Annotated in this window: 9 protein-coding genes; 6 read left to right on the top strand and 3 right to left on the bottom strand. The window is 41.7% G+C overall.

Translation table 11 applies throughout. The features are described 5' to 3' along the window. Positions 1-18 precede the first annotated feature (18 nt). The 5 genes from N475_RS12825 (at position 19) to N475_RS12845 (ending at position 13,741) form a co-directional block, all read left to right on the top strand. Complete coding sequence (locus tag N475_RS12825; RefSeq protein ID WP_227008441.1) at positions 19-2,394, top strand: DNA polymerase II; 2,376 nt, start codon at positions 19-21, stop codon at positions 2,392-2,394. A gap of 494 nt (positions 2,395-2,888) precedes the next feature. After that, complete coding sequence (locus N475_RS12830) at positions 2,889-5,525, top strand: TonB-dependent receptor plug domain-containing protein (protein ID WP_063365394.1); 2,637 nt, start codon at positions 2,889-2,891, stop codon at positions 5,523-5,525. An 807-nt stretch (positions 5,526-6,332) separates the two neighbouring features. After that, entirely contained in the window at positions 6,333-9,185 is a 2,853-nt protein-coding gene (locus N475_RS12835) for a TonB-dependent receptor (RefSeq protein ID WP_063355251.1), read from the top strand. A gap of 783 nt (positions 9,186-9,968) precedes the next feature. Next, positions 9,969-12,809 carry a TonB-dependent receptor domain-containing protein gene (locus N475_RS12840; protein WP_063355250.1) on the top strand — a complete coding sequence of 947 codons (2,841 nt, stop codon included), beginning with the start codon at positions 9,969-9,971 and terminating at the stop codon, positions 12,807-12,809. 323 nt (positions 12,810-13,132) lie between these two features. Then, positions 13,133-13,741 (top strand): hypothetical protein, encoded by a 609-nt coding sequence (locus N475_RS12845; protein ID WP_063365395.1) that lies wholly within the window; start codon positions 13,133-13,135, stop codon positions 13,739-13,741. Positions 13,742-13,771: 30 nt separating this feature from the next. Here the strand turns inward: N475_RS12845 and N475_RS12850 are convergent, their stop codons facing one another. Further along, on the bottom strand, positions 13,772-16,102 hold the full coding sequence (locus N475_RS12850) for a DEAD/DEAH box helicase (protein ID WP_063355248.1): 2,331 nt from the start codon (positions 16,100-16,102) through the stop codon (positions 13,772-13,774). Positions 16,103-16,205: 103 nt separating this feature from the next. On the opposite strand from N475_RS12850, the gene N475_RS12855 reads away from it, so the two are divergent. Then, the gene (locus N475_RS12855; protein WP_063355247.1) at positions 16,206-17,042 is read left to right on the top strand and encodes a M90 family metallopeptidase; all 837 of its coding nucleotides are present in this window, start codon (positions 16,206-16,208) and stop codon (positions 17,040-17,042) included. 62 nt (positions 17,043-17,104) lie between these two features. On the opposite strand, the gene N475_RS12860 is transcribed toward N475_RS12855, so the two are convergent. Both N475_RS12860 and N475_RS12865 read right to left on the bottom strand, forming a co-directional pair. Further along, positions 17,105-18,964, bottom strand: coding sequence for a DEAD/DEAH box helicase (locus tag N475_RS12860; RefSeq protein ID WP_063365396.1), 1,860 nt, complete (start codon positions 18,962-18,964; stop codon positions 17,105-17,107). Between the two features lie 128 nt (positions 18,965-19,092). After that, entirely contained in the window at positions 19,093-19,356 is a 264-nt protein-coding gene (locus N475_RS12865; RefSeq protein WP_063355245.1) for a GrxA family glutaredoxin, read from the bottom strand. Positions 19,357-19,400 lie beyond the last annotated feature (44 nt).

Consider the following 19,400-nt stretch of genomic DNA (forward strand, 5'->3'; position numbering starts at 1 on the left):
TCGCCTAAGCAAAAAAGTATGGATATAATTACAGGGGTGTATTTTAGGCGGGGTTCACACTTGGCACAAGCAGTATATCAGGGCTTTATTTTGTCACGGCAGCAGGTATCCCATCGAGGGAAGTTGCGTTTATGCTATTGGATAAAAACTGAGCATGGCGTCATTAAGGCGTTTGTAGAGCAAGAACGCTGTGTTTTTTTTATAAAAACTGCGGATACAAACAAGGCGATAGAGATACTTGATAAGCTCGAATGTGATTATCAATTGGCGGTATTGTCACTCAAACACTTTGATCAATCTCCAGTGACGGGTGTGTACTTTTCACAGTTAAGTGGCTTTTATCGCGCTAAAGAAGCGCTTGATAGTAGGCTTTCTATTTATGAAGAAGATATTCGCCACGCGGATCGCTATCTCATGGAGCGATATATTAAGGGTGGAGTATGGGTAACAGGTATATCCTCTCAAAAGGCAGGTTACCTTGAACTAAACGAGGCAAAGCTCAAAGCTTGCGACGATTTCACTCCACATTTTAAGCGATTGTCTTTTGATATTGAATGTAGTGGCGACGGGGTCTTGTTTTCCGTGGGACTAGTTAGCGACAGCGAGCGGATTGTCATTATGATTGGCTCAGAGCAAGTCAGTGATCTCGACATCATTTGGGTTGAAGACGAAATCTCCCTGTTGAATACGCTTTGTAAAGAAATAAGTAGGCTTAACCCAGATGTATTAATCGGTTGGAATGTTATCGAGTTTGATTGCGCAGTACTGCATGAGCGTGCCGAGGCACTTGGCGTCCAATTAAGTATTGGTCGTGATGGTGAAGCAATGCAAGTCTCCAAAGGTCACTTTACTCGAGTGTTGATACCTGGGAGAGTGGTTGTTGATGGGATAGACACCATGAAAAACGCAACGTACCACTTTGAAACATTTAAATTGAGTTTTATCGCGCAAGAAGTACTTGGGCAGACAAAGTTACTTTCTCAAGACAATCGATTGGAAGAGATTGTTCGCCAGTTTCATGAAGACAAATTAGCGTTAGCCAAGTACAACTTGCAAGACTGTGTACTCGTTTGGGATATCTTTAGTAAGTTATCTTTAATGGAGTTTGCAACCGCGAGGACCAAACTTACAGGGTTGGAACTTGAACGTATGGGAGGTTCAGTTGCAGCGTTCACCAATTTATACTTACCTTTATTGCACCGCAGTGGCTATATTGCCCCGAACTTGGGTGAGCACGGATTAAACTTTGATAGCCCTGGGGGCTATGTTATGGATTCTAAACCAGGGTTATACAAAAATGTATTGGTGCTGGACTTTAAAAGTCTGTACCCCTCTATCATCCGCTCTTTTTGTATTGATCCTATGGGGTTAATAGAAGGGGGGCAAATGCCCGACAATGCCATTGTTGGGTTTAATAAAGGCCGTTTTTCAAGGACGCTACACCACTTACCTAAGTTGGTCGCGCAGCTTGCTCAGGCAAGGCATCAGGCAAAACAGAATGGTGAGCAAATGCTGCAGCAAGCCATTAAGATTATAATGAATAGCCTATATGGTGTATTGGGCTCGAAGGGATGCCGTTTTTATGACCCGCGACTTTCTAGCTCTATAACCATGCGCGGTCATGAAATCATGCAAACCACACGTCGCTGGATCGAAGAAATGGGTTTCGAAGTAATTTACGGAGATACTGACTCTACTTTTGTGAGGGTGGCTGACGAATACTCAGCAGCACAATGTAAGCAGCTGGGTATCACCTTAATGACAGAAATCAATCAGCGTTGGACGCAATTGCTCAGCGAACAGTATCAACTAGAGAGTCACTTAGAAATAGAGTTTGAGACACATTACAGTCCTTTTTTTATGCCAACGATTCGGGGTCAAGAAACAGGCTCCAAAAAGCGATATGTGGGGCAGGTAGTAGATAAAGAGGGATCGCCGGCACTGATATTTAAAGGTATGGAAACAGTGCGAAGCGACTGGACCCAGGTTGCAAAGGAATATCAACAAGCGGTTATTCGCGCATTGTTTGATGATTTGGATGTTGTCGAAGTGACTGAGAGTTTTATTAACCAAATCATTTCGGGTCAGGTAGACAACAAGCTTATATATAAGAAGCGCCTTGGCAAACCTTTGGAGTCTTACGTTAAGAATATTCCACCACACGTCAGAGCGGCAAAAGATGCGACGCAAAACGGCAATGTATCGGGCCTTGGTAAAGGCAGCCAAATTGCATACGTCATGAGTCATTCGGGTCCAAAGTTGTATACAGGTGCGATAGAGCAGCTCGATTACACTCACTATATTGAAAAACAAATCCTGCCCATATATAGAATGCTACCGAACATTGACGAAAATGCCATCAACTTAGCTGGGCAACGCTCATTAGACTTGTAAACCTCTGAAAGAGATTGTTTATCGCTTTGTAATATTCGCGATTTAACTGTTCAGGGGTTAGCCATTCCATAAAATTCCGTTTGCTGTGATGTAAATGCTACCAACCTAATTTGCAAAGGAATTGTATTCGCTCGCGTTTTTTGGGTAAAAAAACAGCACTTAAACCAAATTCAAAAATATTTTTTTTAACCTCCTTTGATGTTGATTTCTGCATTTTAATTTTTGTTTGTATAGATCCTAATCACCGCGGCTGTGAAATAAATTAATTAATTCCTCTTTTTTGAAGTAAGTGTTTATTTACTTTATGGCTTCTTTAAATTATGGGTTTTATGTGTATACCTTGTGTTAGTGAGTGTTAACTGTGTCATGTTTGACGCTTAACATGACTCCCTATTAGTATCCTCCGCGAATTTTCAAATCCGGCCATTAGAGCTCGGTACTAAAGACTTATAAAACTCAAGCTTACCAACAATCGTAAGCCCAGGGAGAATCACATGTTGAACACTAAAGTTACTAAAGCAGTGCGTATTGCATTGGCATTTGGTGCAGCTTCTTCAGCTGCTGTCGCAAACGTAGCGATGGCAGAAGAAGGCGCAGAAAAAGTAGAACGTATCGAAATTACAGGTTCACGCATCAAGCGTGTTGACATGGAAGGCGCAAGCCCAGTTGAAGTTATTACAAGTGCAGAATTTGAGAGCCAAGGGCGAGTATCGGTTGCGGATGCACTACAAAGCGTTACTTCGAACAGCTTCGGCTCGTTCTCTCCGTCTTCTGGCTCTGGATGGCAGTCTCAGTCAACAGTAAGTTTACTAGGTGCTGGTCAAGATCGTACTCTAGTACTTGTTGACGGTAAGCGTATGGCTGGCTCTCCATCTTTAGGTGGATCTGCTGCAAACTTAAGTGCAATCCCTATGGCTGCGGTTGAGCGTATTGAAATCTTGAAGGATGGTGCTTCAGCTATCTACGGTTCTGATGCCATTGCTGGTGTAATTAACGTTATTCTGAAAAAAGACTACGAAGGTGCGTCTTTTGATATTCAAATTGGTCGTCCAGAAGCGGAAGGTGCAGACAGCAAGCAAATGTCTATGGCATTTGGTATTAGCTCAGATAAAGGCAATATTACATTTGTATATGACCACCAAACACGTACACCAATTTTTGAGCGTGACCGTGACTACACCAAAAAGCAACTGAACGATGACAATGGTGATGGCATTGTCACTATTTATGACGAAACAGTCGGTGTTAGCTACTCAAGTGCAACTTTCCAAAAGCCTGATGGCAGCTGGGTTGCATCAGAGAATTGTAATGAACTTTCTAAAACCGTTCCTGGTTTTGTCGGTGAGCTAGGCACTTCTAACGGTGGCACAGTGTGTGGCTATTCGTTTGCAGATGTTGCTGCTAACTCAGCTTCTACGAAGCGTGACTCGGTAATGACAAGCCTTACTTACAGCCTAACAGATGATCTTGAGCTATATGCACGCGCAATGCTGAGCCGCAATGATTCATTTGGCCGTTACGCGCCACCTGCTTCTTCAATCAGAGGTATGGCGGCTGATCACCCACTAAATGAAACTGGTATTGAAGGTACAAATGGATTCTTCCGCTGGTATCAGGTTGGTAACCGCGACACGAACGTAACGGATTATCAGCAAGACTATATGATCGGCCTAAAAGGTTTCTTCGGTGAAACTGCTGAATACGAAATCGCATACCACAAAGCAAAACTTGACTACCGTCGTGCTGGTCGTAATTACCTAAGTTTAGGTGGCCTTGCTTACAACTTTGACAGATTGAACGATAAAAACCCAATTGTTCAAGGTTCTGAAGAGTGGAACAACAACCTTGCTACAACTGTATATGTAGAAGATCAAAACGAACTTAACCATATCTTTGGTGGTGTTTCATTTGCAGCCGGTGAACTTACAGGCGGCGAAATTCAACATTACATTGGCGCTGAGTACTTTGACCAAGAACTTCGCTCACAGTACGACGCGCAGAGTGAAGCTGGTTTAGTTGGTGGTTCAGCTGGTAACTCTGCAGCTGGTGAGCGTGATACAAAAGCTGTGTTTTATGAAGTTGCAATGCCTGTACTTGATAACTTAATTGTGAGTGCAGCATATCGTTATGACAGATATAGTGACTTTGGTAGTAAAGGCACACCAAGCTTCAAAGTAGAATACCGTCCTGTAGACGATCTGCTTGTACGTGCATCATACTCAAAAGGTTTCCGTGCTCCGTCGTTAAATGAATTATTAGCAGCACCGTCTGAGAGCTACCCTCAAGTATTTGACTACGTTCAATGTGAACGTAACGGCACAGCTCCAGAAGATTGTAAAAAGACAGCACCACAGAACCTTCGCAATGGTAATAGCAATTTAGGTCCAGAAGAGTCGACATATATCAATGCAGGTATTGTTTACTCAGGATTTGAAGATGTAGGCATCAAGTTAGATTTCTTCTCTCTTGAAATCGATAATGTAATTTCACTTATTACAGTTCAAGATTTGATGAATGCTGAATACGCTGGTGTGCTGTCAAACATCGAGCAATCGTATCCTGGTGTAAACCTAGATCGTTTTGACAATGGCAGTGTTAAAGGTGTTGTGACGACACGCTATGAGAATGGCTCATTTATGTCGCGTAAAGGTCTAGATTTAGACTTATCTTACCGTCTTGACACGCGTTTCGGTGAGTTCAAGTTCAAGAAAGTAACAACTTACATTCTTGAAGCTGAGGAAGATGTATTCTTCGGTGGTCCAGCGCAAGATTTTGCAGGCGCACCTGAAACACCTGAATGGCGCTCGCAGCTATCTGTGAACTATTCAATTGACAACGTAGCGATCAATTGGACTACAGATATTGTTGCTAGTACAGCTGAAGATGAAGTACTGAGAGTTGCAAATAATCAGTTCTCTTATGAATTCAGCAACCACAACCCTACTTATATAGTACATAACTTAAATGCTAAGTACTTCACGGAAGGTTACGGTACATTGACTTTAGGCGTTCGAAACCTATTTGATAAAGGCGTTGTACTAGATGATGCTGGCCGCTGGGTTGATTATTCAATATACGGTGCAGGTCATATTGGTCGCGAGATGTTTGCTGGTTATAACATCAGCTTCTAATTAACGTAGCTAAAGATCCTTACAAAAGCCCCGACAATCTCGGGGCTTTTTTGCATCTGTCGTATTTTCCAATTTTCCAACTTTCCAACTTTCCAACTTTCCAGCATTTCACATTTCACATTTCACATTTCACATTTCACATTTCACATTTCACATTTTCGTCTGTTTAACCGTCCTTCTCGAAAGTATGTTGACGCTTTAATTCTCTTAGAAAATTGATTCCCATTCTTTGCTGAACCACTGATTTGAATTTGTTAACAATACTTTTTGTTTCATTAATGGGTAAAAGATCAGTGTGTTGTTGCTTGTGTTTTTAATATGTAAACGCATTCTTTTGTGGTTTGATTTTGTTTACCTAATTTTATCTATTTTTATTTGTTAACAATAGTATAACCTCAGTTTTTGTGGATTCTAATTTTTCAACATATTGATTTGCATTGATTTTATTGTTATTTGTTGACTGTATGTTAATTGGGTACTTGTGCTTTCTTTCTATTATTGATTAATTTGATCTAATAAAGGGGGTTTTAATGTTTCTTGATTTAATCTGGAATTTTTCGAAAATTGAACTAATCTAAAATATCTTAATTAAAAACAGGAGGTTAATGTTTTAAATTTGTACCGATTGTAACTATTGTTGTGAACTTGTGTTTATTTTTACACTAACAAGTGAAATAAAATTGTTGACGCTGCGGGTTTGGATTGTTTAGTATTCCTGCACCATGTTGCTGCAAGTGCAACAATAAAAATTTGGTTTACACCATTTAAATAATTATAACCACACAAATGTGGTCCAGGGAGATTCAAATGTTAAACAATCAAGTAACCAAAGCTGTGCGCTTAGCACTAGCTTTAGGTGCGGTGTCAGCTTCAGCTGTTACTGTTGCAGAAGAAGCAGATACACAAGAAGTAGAACGTATTGAAATCACAGGTTCTGCTATCAAGCGTACAGATCTTGAAGGTGCACTACCTGTAGACGTTATTGACGCTGCTGATATTGCAAAGTCAGGCGTAACTTCTGTACCTGACCTTATCGCAAACATCCCATCAATGCAGGGCTTCACTGCTGCAGGTGAATCTGTAGGTGGTGGCGGTGGTGGTATCCAAACTGCTTCACTTCGTGACTTGGGCGCTGAATACACGCTAGTACTTATCAATGGTCGCCGTATGGCTTCTTCTGATTCGGGTTCAAGTATCGATATTAACTCAATCCCGCTTGCTGCTATCAAGCGTGTTGAAATTCTAAAAGATGGTGCTTCTGCACTATATGGTTCTGATGCAATCGCTGGTGTTGTTAACTTCATCCTTAAAGATGACGTGACAGACTTCACAGTCGCAGCGCGTTATGACAAGCCAAAAGACACTTCTAGCTCTAACTTCTCATTCACTGGTGGATTTGGTGATTTGAGCTCTGATGGTTTCAACGTGATGGTGAGTTTTAGTCGTGACGAGCAGGATAATCTAAGATCTGTGGATCGTGACTTTGCAAAAACTGGTTTTGTTGAGTTCGAGCACGCTGGTCAAAACCTAATTGCTATCGCGGGTTCATCAAATGCGATTCCTGGTAATGCATATGTGTCGTATAAAGAAGTAGATGCGAGTGGCAACTATAATTTAGACAAAGATGGTAACCAGATTATTAAGACTTATGCGTTAAACCCATATAAAGAAGCAAATGGCTCTTGTCACACAACAAGTGCTCCAGCTGGTAACGCATGTCAGTTTGACTATACAAGTACACTTGAAATACAGCCGGAGAGCGAGCGTAACAACTTATTCTTACAGGGTACATTCGCAGTCAACGATGAAACAGAAGCATATGTAACAGCGTCTGCTTCAAAGTTTGAAATGACAACGCGTATTGCGCCTTATCCGACAGGTGGTTTTGTACTTAATAGAAATTTAGGTGAGGAATCTAGTTTTGTTAATGATAATGTTATCAAGTACCTACCTACCGAATATATAGATGCAAATGGCATCAAGCAGGATGTTTTAAATGAAAGAACGGGCTCTGTTACTGCTCGTTGGCGTGTACTTCCAGGTGGTAACCGTACTGATGAGTGGAGCACAACTACTAACCATATCGTAGCTGGTGTACGTGGTGACTTCGGTGAGTGGAACTATGATTTTGCAATCACAAGCTCTGGTGCAGAGCGTGAGCAAAACCGTATTACTGGTTACCCACTTGAAGAAGAGTTCATGGCGCTTGTCACTTCTGGTGAAGTTGATATCTTCGCTGACCCAGCAAGCCTAACTCCGGAGCAGAACGATGCTGTTAGAGCAACTATGTTTAGTGGTAACTGGGAAACAACAGATACAGATTTATTTGCTGTAGATGGTAAAGTGTCTGGTCCAATCGCAGAGCTTGACGCAGGTACTGTGTACATGGCTGCTGGTTGGGATTACCGTAAATCAAGCTATTCATTAACGAACGGTAAAGGTCAAAACGACGAAGTTGTTCTTTTTGAATCAGCGGGTACTGAGTTTGACTTAGAGCGTGACAGCTACGGTGCATTCGTTGAAGTAGTAGTTCCAGTTCTTGAAAACTTAGAGGTAACAGGTTCACTACGTTACGACGAAATTGGTGAAATCACTGATTCGAAGCGTACTGGTAACCAAACAGTTAACCAAAGTGTAGACGACACAACTTATAAGCTAAGTGTTTCTTACCGCCCAACTGACGCACTACTACTACGTGCTTCATACGGCACCGGTTTTAAAGCTGCAACAATGCGTCAAATCGCTGCACCTCGTCTAGAGTTTGGTGTAACTGCATCAGCTTATGATTGTCCAGAAGGTTTGAGACAAGAGATTGCGCAGTTCTGTCATACAGAAAAGCTTCAGTATGATGTATTTCGTGAAGGTAACGCGGATCTTCAGCCTGAAACTTCTAAGCAATATACTTACGGTTTCGTATGGTCTGGCGACCAAGGCATGAGTTTCGGTGTGGATTACTGGAACGTGAAAATGGAAAACCAGGTTACTCGCCTAACTCAAAACCAGATCTTCGGCGACCCAGTAACTTATGCAGAGTGGTTCACAACTAAGTTTGACAAAGGTTCTGAGAAAACAGTTGTAGCAATTATTCAAGCAGCTGATAACGTTGGTGAGTCAAGAAACTCAGGTATTGACTGGCACTTCGATTTCACAACTGAATTCTCTTTCGGTACGCTTAAGTCTCAGTTAACTGGTACTTATATGATTGAAAGCGAAAGCCTACGTGTAGGTAGCGACAACATCTGGGATACAAGCCTAGGTCAAGTTGGTACAAATGAAGCTGTTACTTTCCGCAACATCGTAAACTTCAACAACACGTTCACGCATGGTGACTTCACTCACAGCTTGAACATTAAAGCACGCAGTGGCTACACTGATGCACCAGCAAGCGCAAGCTTCTATGTTGCACAAGCTGATGACTGGGATAAAGCTGTTGATGGCAGCGTAATCCAGAAGCATGTTCCTGTTTACATGACTTTCGATTACCGTCTAGCATACGCTTGGGGTGATAACGCGAACATCGGTTTCGGTATCAAGAACTTATTTGATAAAGAACCTCCGTTCACTCTTAATGCTGCAGCAGGTCACCAAGTTGGTTATGACCCACGTTACGCAGATGCATACGGTCGCTCATTCTACTTACAAGCTGATTACACATTCTAATCTAGCTTGAAGACCAAGCTTTGAAAAAGTATTCAAAGCTTGGTTTTATGAGTCAAATTTTGAATTGTTGGTAATAAAAATTCGAAATTCATTATGAGTATGTAAGTACAGCCCCTAAGACTTGTACGATAAAGTTAGTTACTGTAACAAAGCATACTTTTTTAATTAAAGACTGCTTAAAAACCCCGCGACTGCGGGGTTTTTTTTTCTTTATTTTGTCCCAATTACCACAATTTGTTTGTTTCTATTTTGTATATTATGTTTTCTTAGTGTGTGTTCGTATTGCTGAAGTCGGTTAGCTATTTCTAATACGGACTTACTATTGGGCTATCCTCGATTGTTTCCTTCGAAACCCCCATCGCTATCTTTAATAAATCTCATGATTTACCCTATTAATGAATTTCCAGTTTTACGTTTAATCCATGTGTTATCAGTGGTTTTGTTTCTTTTTTGGGGTGTTAGTTTGTGCTGAAAGCTGCCCGTAATGCTTCACTGTATATACGCTCACGGTACTTTGAGCTGTACTACTTTTCTCGATCTTGAGTCTTTTTTTTCAATATAAGTTGTTGTTTGTTTTGTATTAATATTGCTCAATTTATTGTTGAGTATTTTGCAATTCTTGTATGTTTCAGACCTATTTCACAAGCTTGCATGGGAATTTACTTTGTGGTTACTATACCCGCGTTGTTTCATATAGGGTACACATAAAAGCAACGTGCTTAACCTTATATTGAAGTAAAAAATAAAATAAAAGCTTTGCAAAAAGCTCCAGGGAGAAAACAAATGTTAAACAATAGAATTTCAAAAGCGGTTCGCCTTGCGATCGCGTTTGGTGCTGCATCGTCAGCAACATTCGCTGGCCAAGTTATGGCGGCAGGCGAAGAAGGCGCAGATAAAGTAGAGCGCATCGAAGTAACTGGTTCACGTATCAAAAGAACAGACCTTGAAACTGCAGTACCAATTACAACAATTGGTAAAGCAGAGATTGGCGAAACTGGTACTTTGAACATTCAAGACATTCTTTCAAAGTCTCCTGTAGCGCTAACAGGTTCTGACCAATCTACTTCTGCATTCACAACTACTACTGTAGGTTTGAATACAACTGAGCTTCGCGGCTTGGGTGAAGCACGTACCCTAGTACTTGTAAACGGTCGTCGTTTCGTATCTGGTACTATTCCTTCTGCCGGTTATGGTGTTGACTTAAACGCGATCCCTGCAAAATTGATCGAACGAATCGATATTCTTAAGAGTGCATCATCAGCTGTATATGGTTCTGATGCTGTAGCAGGTGTTGTAAACATCATTCTACGTGACGATATTGAAGGCGTTGAATTATCAGGCCAAACAGGTATTAGCTCAGAAGGTGACCGTGAAAAGCACAGCGTGAACATCACTGCTGGTAATACTTGGGATACAGGTAACGCATGGATTTCAATGGGTTATGATACTGATAAAGGTATTAAATCGTTAGATCGTGACTTCTCAAGCTTCGATGCATTTGCAACTAATGACGGTATCATCTACTTGGGTTCAAGTTACCCTCCACAAGGTCGTATCACATTCAATGATGCAGATGGTAAAGCGCATTCATTTAATGGTGACGGTACTGCTTTCGAAGGTGCACTTAACGATCGTACAAACAACCGCTTTAACCGTGCTCAGTTCCGTCAGCTTATCACTCCAATTGAGCGTAAATATGTTTCTGGTAGCTTAAACCTAGAAGTGTCAGACGACGTAACTATGTTTACAGAATTCCAGTGGAATAATGCTGCTACTAACGGTTCTACGATTGAACCTACAGCATTAAAAGTAAACGATGCAATCTGGTTCAACGATAAAGGTGGCCCAGGTGGTATGAGCATCGATTCTCCACTAATTCCTGAATTACTGCGCACGAACCTGAAAAGCTTAGGTGTTACAGATTTAAACCAAACTACTGACTTTGTACGTCGTATGATCGAATTCGGTCCACGTGACACAAGCTTAGAGCGTGATACTGTTCGTGCTGCTGTAGGTTTTGACTGGGATATCGATGGTAACTGGATGCTTAGCACGTATGCTACATACGGTCAAACAACGCAAACTCAACAAAACGGTGGTCAAGTTAATGTAGAGCGTGCTGCATTTGCTCTAGATGTTGAAGAGTTTGAAGGTGAACTTCGTTGTAAGAGTGAATTGGCGCGTATGCAAGGTTGTGTTCCACTGAACCTATTCAGTGATGGCCTTAGCAACAATGGAATCTCTCAGGCTGCGGTTGACTATGTGCGTTCTCCTGCAAAAGTGTATGGTAAAGTAGAACAATCTGTATTCTCTTCTGTACTTTCTGGTGAATTACCTCTAGAGCTATCTGGTGGTAACGTTGGGTTTGCAGGTGGTGCAGAATACCGTTACGAAAGTGGTGTTGCTCAACCAGGTGACTTGGCTCAAACTGGTGCATCTTCTACAAACAAAGCTGAAGCAACAGAAGGCAGCTTCTCAACAACAGACGTATTTGCTGAAGCGAGTTTCCCTGTTTTAGATAGTTTACGTATTGACTTAGCTGCGCGTCAAAGTGACCACTCAGTGACTGGTTCTTCATTCACATATAACCTTGGTGCAGAGTTCCGTCCTACTGAAACGCTAATGCTTCGTGCTTCATATGCAACAGCAGTACGTACTCCGAACATCGCGAACTTATATGGTGGCCGTGGTGAAACTTTCCGTCAAACAGGTGATCCTTGTGACGGCTTAAAACTAGACCAGAGTGATAGCAAGTCGGCTACTGTTCGTGCAAACTGTTTAAAAGATGCCGCTGTTGTAGCAAGACTAGAGCAAACTGGTGAGTTCACTCTTACTCAGGTTGAGAGACAAAGTACTGGTGGTTTCCAAGGTGGTAACCCAAATGTTAAAGAAGAAACTGCAGAGACATTCAGCTTAGGTGCTGTATGGCAGGTTTCTGATGAACTTTCAATCACATTAGACTACTTTGATGTTGAAATCGAAGATGCAATTACTACAATCTCACGTCGTACAGTTATCGAGCGTTGTTACGATGATCCAAATATGACAGCTGGTTGTAATGGTGCATATATCCGTAGTGTAAGAGGTGTTTTAACAGACGTTAACACTGGTTCTTCTAACGAAGACCGTATCAACACTTCAGGTTATGATATCGATATCGATTACCGTGTAGACACTGACTACGGTACATTTGGTGCTCAGCTAATCGCAACTTACACAGATGAGTTTGTTTCTACTAGCCAAGTTACTGGTCAAGAAAACATTACATTAGGTGAAGTTGAAACGCCAAAAATTAAGGCAAACATCAACCTAACGTATGCACTTGATGATTTAAATGTACGTTGGAAGCTTCGTCACTGGGATTCAGTGGTTGATAACTTAAACACAGAAAGCGCAATTCCATGGGGTAACGAGATTGGTTCTGTAACTTATCACGATATTTCAGCAGGTTACAACTTAACCAACGATACGAAGTTAATCTTTGGTATCAACAATGCGTTTGACAAGCAGCCAGCAATCTTAGCTCAAGGTTCGCAGTATGGTTCAACTGGTATTAACACGAATACTCGTGCGTATGACGTACAAGGCCGTGCATACTTCCTGAACTTTGAAACTAAGTTCTAATAGCAAATAAGTCTTTAGAAAATTTAAAACCGGTCTATGACCGGTTTTTTTATGCCTTAAAAACAACATAGGTGGCTTTAAAAACAGTTTTTTAAGTTAATTCGAAGTCTTGGAGGTTTGTTTTTTTAAAATCGAAATTGGTATTTTATATTGGTTTTATTGTTTGTTTTAATTTTTTAGGTGTTTTATTTGATCTAATATATTGGTTTTTATTTTGTGTTTTATATTTGAAATTTTTTTATTAAAATATTTATTTTGACTTTGATTTCTTTACTGTCTAATTTTTTGTTGTTATATTTTTCCTGAATTCAAGGAGAATAAATATGAAAAAAGTGATTTTTGGTGCTGTCGTTTCAGCATTTTTTGGAATTAGTAAATACGCTGTTGCTGGTGACCAGCAAGTAAATTGCCGTACACAAGCAGTAACTTCAGCAGTATATAGTGGTAATGCAAGTTGTTATGCAGGTGGCCAGTATATTTCACGCTATGTACATAATAGTGCTTCAAGCACTGCTTTTGTCAGCCAGGTAGTTAATGGTAGAACTGTATCCTGTAGTGCGTCTGTGCCTTTCTCACACAATGAAACTGCTAACGTAAGAAAGTGTGATTATACTCCACAAGCAAGAGTTAAATTGGATGCTCAGTTTAATAGTGATAGTACGAGGGCCCGAGTGGTTATCCGCAACCTATCAACGGATAGAGATGGTCAAATTTCGAAGGTAGAATACTGGGTAGATAACGTATATCAGGGCACACTATCTGGTAGCTACAAGTATTTGAGCTGGAGAGATACTTTCCCAAGTTTTTCTACTAGAGTCAAAATTAGGGTAACTGACAACGATGGTTACACTGATATCTCTTCTACTTATATTCCAGTGAAAGCGAAAGATGCGCCATGTTGGGGTGATCACGAAGACCCAGCTAGCTGTTAATAGATAAAAGTGGCGCCTTGAGCGCCATTTTTATTTCACATCAACGACTTTACTCGCTTTTTTATATTTGATTTTATATCCCTGCCAACTTGGTAATTCCCAGCGTTTTGGGGCGTCTTTTCTTGCACCAGATATATACTCAATTAAAATTCGTTTAGATAAAAAATTATAACTCGCAGATAATTCTAGTTCCGGGAGAATAACTTTAATAGGGTGCTTCTCAATAAAAGGTGCTAATATCCAGCTTTCGACTTCTTGAAAATATAAATCACTTTCCTCGATTAGATCTAAATCCTCGAATTCATGAATACCGAGTTGTTGAAGCCTAGTATGAATATACTGATTAATTACTGGCAGGTTAATTTCAACTTTTTTATACTGGTAGTATAATTTGTGTTCTCCAAAGCTTTGACTCAGAGTGTCATATAAACCGGGAAATAAGTCGCCGGATTCAATGAGCATGACACACGCATCGATCAGGTCGTTACCTTCCGCAATCATAGTTTGTTTAGAAATAGTTACACCCGCATATTGGAGAGCGGCCTCAATTTGTATGCCTTGTTCATCGATATAAGCACCTGTTAATGTGGGTGTAGCGAGTCCTAATTTGGCTATCGAATTCAAAGATATTGGCGCTGCGATTGTTGCCATGGTCATGGCTTGTTTAGTGCCTTTACCTGCAAGTGCAAAAGTGTCCAGTACCAGCATTGCTTCTGTTGTTTGTGAGATTCTTGAAGTATTTGATGTGGAAACTTCTATTTCGCCATTGCCAAATCCACTGCGGCGATTTTGCCTTTTCACAAACACCCACTCAGGCTTAGCGGTTGCCATTGCGTTTATAAGAGCTTTTCTATCATAGCTAGCTGCATGTTCGAGACTTGGTAGAGAAAAAGCTTCGCGCAGCTGGTTACTAAACTGTTTGGCTTCGTTAAGTCCCTCTGATTCTATGTGTAGCAAGCCGTCGAGTTTTCCCCTCAGTAGTGCGATTACGAGCTCTACATCACATCCATTTGGCAACAGTACGTTGAGTTGTTCGAGTTGCTCTACGTTATTTGGTAATTGATAAACACGTGCTGGCACGGATATCACTGAGATAATATCAATTGCAGCTTGTTTTAGCGCGCCAGAAGGCATCTGAGCGATAATATGTCCTAGTTCAGCATCAATTGGCAAAGGGTAGAGCAGGTTGCCAAGAGAAGTGGCTACTTGGCGTTTATCTAATGCGCCAATGTGGGTTAGTATGTTTAGTGCTCTGTCTTTAGATGCATTGGGCAGCGGATCTATAAACTCAAGCGTATCGACCCCACTGGAGGCGCATCCCGCGGCGAGCACTAGCTCTGTAAGTGCTTCGCGTTGGATTTCTGGCGGGGTGCGTTCAATTAGCGGCGCATATTGCCCGTATAGCCTAATACAAACACCTGCTTGTGTGCGGCCAGCTCTACCCAAACGTTGTTTGGCTGAATCTCGTCCAATGGCATCAAGTCCTAACACTGTTTTGCCGTTTCTCAGATGTGTGCGCCTTTCCAATCCAGAGTCTATAACACAGGTGACATTGGGAATTGTCAAAGAGGTTTCTGCAACATTGGTGGCTAAGATAATCCGCTGTTGTGGCTGCTTTGCAAGTGCTAATTGTTGCTGTTGTTTGCTGCACCCGCTGTAAAGTGTAACGACTAAAGTACCCATGGATTTTAGTGCAGTTTGACAAGCTAAAATCTCACCTTTACCTGGTAAAAAAACCAGAATATCGCCATTTGTCATTTCTTGGGCTTGTTTGCAAGCTACTGTAACTCGGTCTGTAAGCTGCTCTTTTTTAGGCATCATCCGTGGCTCTTTGGCAATAAAGTGCTCTTCAACGGAGTACATATTGCCATCGCTGTGCAAAATGGGGGCGCCTAAATAGCTACTTAGTCTATCAGCATTGAGGGTGGCAGATGTGAGTACCAGCCGGTGTTGATCATATTGCTTTAACAAAGCAAGTAATAAATCCATGTCCCATCGGCGTTCGTGAAATTCATCAAGTACAACGTGTGAGAAAGCGGCGAGCTTGTTTTCAAAGTACCATCTTAGTGCAACACCCGGAGTGACAAAAATAATATCTGTATTGTCATGAAATACAGTCTCGAAGCGAATCGCATAGCCGACTCGTTCGCCCAGTGGAGTTTTGCAAAGTGAAGCCACATACTCTGCAAGTGAAGTGCAGGCAATTCGTCTAGGCTCAACCACCAGTACTTTTCCTTGAGTGGCAGCCCAAATTGGCAATTGTGTAGATTTCCCCGATCCAGTGGCGGCGGTAACGACAACATTTTGTTCTGAAATGGTGTTTAAAAATTGCTCTTTAATCGACTCAATAGGCAGCGACATATTATGTATTTCTAGGTGCTTTTTTCGGAATTTTATCAAAAATTTGTTGAAAAGGCGCTGATATGAACACACTTAAATTAAAAAGCACGGTAAATGAGCACATATGATAAATGTAATGTTACTTATCTTTTTAGTGGTATTCGTGGTGGTATATTGGCGCCTTGATACGATTAAACGATATTTTTGGCAAAAGAAATATGCACAACAGTTGTTGTCGCGTGCCGATAAAAAAGTTCTTTTGAAGTACATGCCAATCTATCGAAATATGACTGACCTCGACAGGGAAAAACTAGAAAAGCATATCGTTTGGTTTTTAGGGGAGAAAAATATACTGGGCAGGGATGGCTTAAAAGTCACTCGGCCAATGGCATTGATCATTGCAGCGGACGCTTGTCTATTGGTAATAAACCAAGCTTGGCCGCTTTATCCTAACGTAAAAGAGGTACTGTTATATCCAAGCCAATATTATGCACCGCAAACCAATAAAGATCGTGCGGGACTAGTAAGTTATCACACCGCTATTAGACAGGGAGAATCTTGGCCTGGTGGCACATTAGTACTGAGCTGGCATGATGTATTGGAAGGAAACCGACTGCCAGGAGATGGGCACAATTTGGTCTTCCATGAATTTGCGCATCAACTCGATCAACAGGCTGGCAATACCAATGGTACGCCTGAATTACCAAAGAATATTAGCTATCAGCGCTGGGGCGATGTGTTAGGGCGCGCATACAATCAGTTAAAGATGCAGTTGGCGTACCATATGCCTCATGTGATACATGAGTATGGTGCAACCAATGAGGCGGAATATTTCGCGGTGCTTACCGAAACTTTCATTGAAAAGCCCATCGAACTCAAACAAGAAAATCCAGAGTTGTTCAACTTATTGGTGAGCTATTTTCGATTTGATCCAAGAGATTGGTTAGGCAGAACAGTGTGAATTTTCACTTTTGTAAAACAAAAAAGCCGCTTCGAAGCGGCTTTTTAGGTTACGGTGTCAACTTATGAGAAGTTGATTTCGTTGCGCTCACCGCGCTCTTTACGTCTGTTGTCACGGTTGCCATCTCTGTTACCATCACGACGTTTGTCGCTACGAGGGTCACGGAAGCTACGCTTACCACCATCACGACGTTCACCACGCTCTTCAAAACGTCTACCGCCTTCACGACGATTACCGTTGCCACGCGCCTGATCTGCAGGGTGTGTGCTCTTAGTCATCTTCATTGGGCGTTGACAAATGTGAACACCTTGGAAGTGTGTTAGCGTTTCCGCAGGCATATCCTGTGGAAGCTGAACGGTGCTGTGCTCATCAAACAAACGGATTTCACCGATAAACTTGCTTGAAATATCAGCTTCGTTAGCAATTGCGCCCACAATGTTCTTAACCTGAACACCGTGCTCACGACCCACTTCAATACGATAAGTATCCATAGGTGCAGAGCTATTGCGACGGCCTTTTCTGTCACCACGGTCGCCACGCTCACCGCGTCTATCGTCACGGCGATCACGGTTGCCATCGCGGTCACGACGCTCGCGTTGTTGAACTTTAATTTCTTCAACTTTAAGCGGAGACTGCTGCTGTGCTAGGCAAAGTAATGCAGCTGCAAGCTGTTCTTGGCTTAGCTCTAGCTTCTCACCTAAGCCTTGAGCAACTTCACTGAAGAACTCAATGTCTTTGTGATCAAGTGACATGCTAAGCTTGTTCTGAAGTGCTTCAATACGTTTTTGCTCAACGATTTTTGCACTTGGAAGCTCTACTTGCTCGATGTCTGAGCGAGTATGACGCATGATGTTACGTAGTAAGTAACGCTCGTTACCTTTTACGAACAAGATAGCTTTACCTTTACGACCAGCACGACCTGTACGGCCAATACGGTGTACGTATGCTTCACTGTCTTGTGGGATATCGTAGTTGATAACTAGGCTTAGACGGTCAACATCTAGACCACGTGCCGCAACGTCAGTCGCGATAACGATATCTAATAGACCGCTTTTCAGTCTTTCAACTGTGCGCTCACGCGCTTGCTGGTTCATGTCACCATTTAGTGGCGCAGCAGAGAAACCTTCACGTTCTAATAGCTCAGCAAGCTGAACAGTATCATTACGAGTACGAACAAACACGATAGAAGCATCGTAATCTTCCGCTTCTAAGAAGCGCACGATTGCTTTATTTTTATGTGTCGTTGCACGCCAGTACACCTGCTCAATTGTGTCAACAGTTGAGTTACGTGGTGTGATTTTTACTTGCTCTGCGTTATCTAAGTACTTAGAACAAATAGATTGGATCTGCTTTGGCATAGTTGCAGAGAAAAGGCATGTTTGCTTTTCTTCTGGTGTTTTTTCCATGATGCTTTCAACATCATCGATAAAGCCCATGCGTAGCATTTCATCAGCTTCATCTAATACCAATGCATTTAGGTTTGATAGATCAATGGTCTTACGGTTGATATGGTCGATTAAACGCCCCGGAGTTGCCACGATGATCTGTGCGCCACGGCGAAGTGCACTTAGCTGCACGCCATAGCTTTGTCCACCATATAGCGCAAGTACTTCTACGCCTCTGGTGTACTTAGCATACTGCTCGAATGCCTCTGCAACTTGCAATGCAAGCTCGCGAGTCGGAGTCAGTACTAAAATTTGTGGTTGCTTAACGGATGCGTCAACATTGTTTAATAGCGGCAGTGCGAAAGCTGCCGTCTTGCCCGTACCCGTTTGCGCTAGTCCCAGCACGTCCTTTCTTTCTAGCAATAACGGTATACATTGAGCCTGGATCTCAGAAGGTGATTGATATCCTAGCTCTTCGACTGCTTTAAGGATTGCAGGAGAAAGATCTAAAGATTCAAACGTTACTGGTTCTGACATTAATGCGCCTCAACAATTTAAAAGAGGCGGCATTGTACAGTAAAGAAAAAATAAATGCTTGTATAAATTGGCATTAAATTTGTAGGTGATTGATATAGGTTAAAAAATAAACAAAAGTTTTTTTGAATCTATTGATATAAGCCTAAATTTTCTTTGGCATACACCTCAAAATCATCAAACCCACCAATATGATTTTGGTCAACAAAGATTTGCGGTACCGTGTTACAAGGCTTACCAGCCGATTTTTCTAGGTCAGCTTTACTCACACCCTCTTTGTTAATGTCAACATAGCGAAAATTAAAATCGTCGCGCGATTCTTTAAGACGAGTAGCAAGTTCTTTCGCACGTACGCAGTAAGGGCAGCCTTCACGACCAAAAATAACAGTAAACATAATTCAATTCTCTCTCAGTGTTTGCAATGACGTTAAGTATAGTG

This window comes from Pseudoalteromonas luteoviolacea DSM 6061, assembly GCF_001625655.1.
GTDB classification, from domain to species: domain Bacteria; phylum Pseudomonadota; class Gammaproteobacteria; order Enterobacterales; family Alteromonadaceae; genus Pseudoalteromonas; species Pseudoalteromonas luteoviolacea.

Coding starts and splice junctions, on each gene's coding strand:
- N475_RS12840 (WP_063355250.1), top strand. CDS start 9,969: ATGTTAAACAATAGAATTTCAAAAGCGGTTCGCCTTGCGATCGCGTTT.
- N475_RS12825 (WP_227008441.1), top strand. CDS start 19: ATGGATATAATTACAGGGGTGTATTTTAGGCGGGGTTCACACTTGGCA.
- N475_RS12845 (WP_063365395.1), top strand. CDS start 13,133: ATGAAAAAAGTGATTTTTGGTGCTGTCGTTTCAGCATTTTTTGGAATT.
- N475_RS12835 (WP_063355251.1), top strand. CDS start 6,333: ATGTTAAACAATCAAGTAACCAAAGCTGTGCGCTTAGCACTAGCTTTA.
- N475_RS12830 (WP_063365394.1), top strand. CDS start 2,889: ATGTTGAACACTAAAGTTACTAAAGCAGTGCGTATTGCATTGGCATTT.
- N475_RS12860 (WP_063365396.1), bottom strand. CDS start 18,964: ATGTCAGAACCAGTAACGTTTGAATCTTTAGATCTTTCTCCTGCAATC.
- N475_RS12855 (WP_063355247.1), top strand. CDS start 16,206: ATGATAAATGTAATGTTACTTATCTTTTTAGTGGTATTCGTGGTGGTA.
- N475_RS12850 (WP_063355248.1), bottom strand. CDS start 16,102: ATGTCGCTGCCTATTGAGTCGATTAAAGAGCAATTTTTAAACACCATT.
- N475_RS12865 (WP_063355245.1), bottom strand. CDS start 19,356: ATGTTTACTGTTATTTTTGGTCGTGAAGGCTGCCCTTACTGCGTACGT.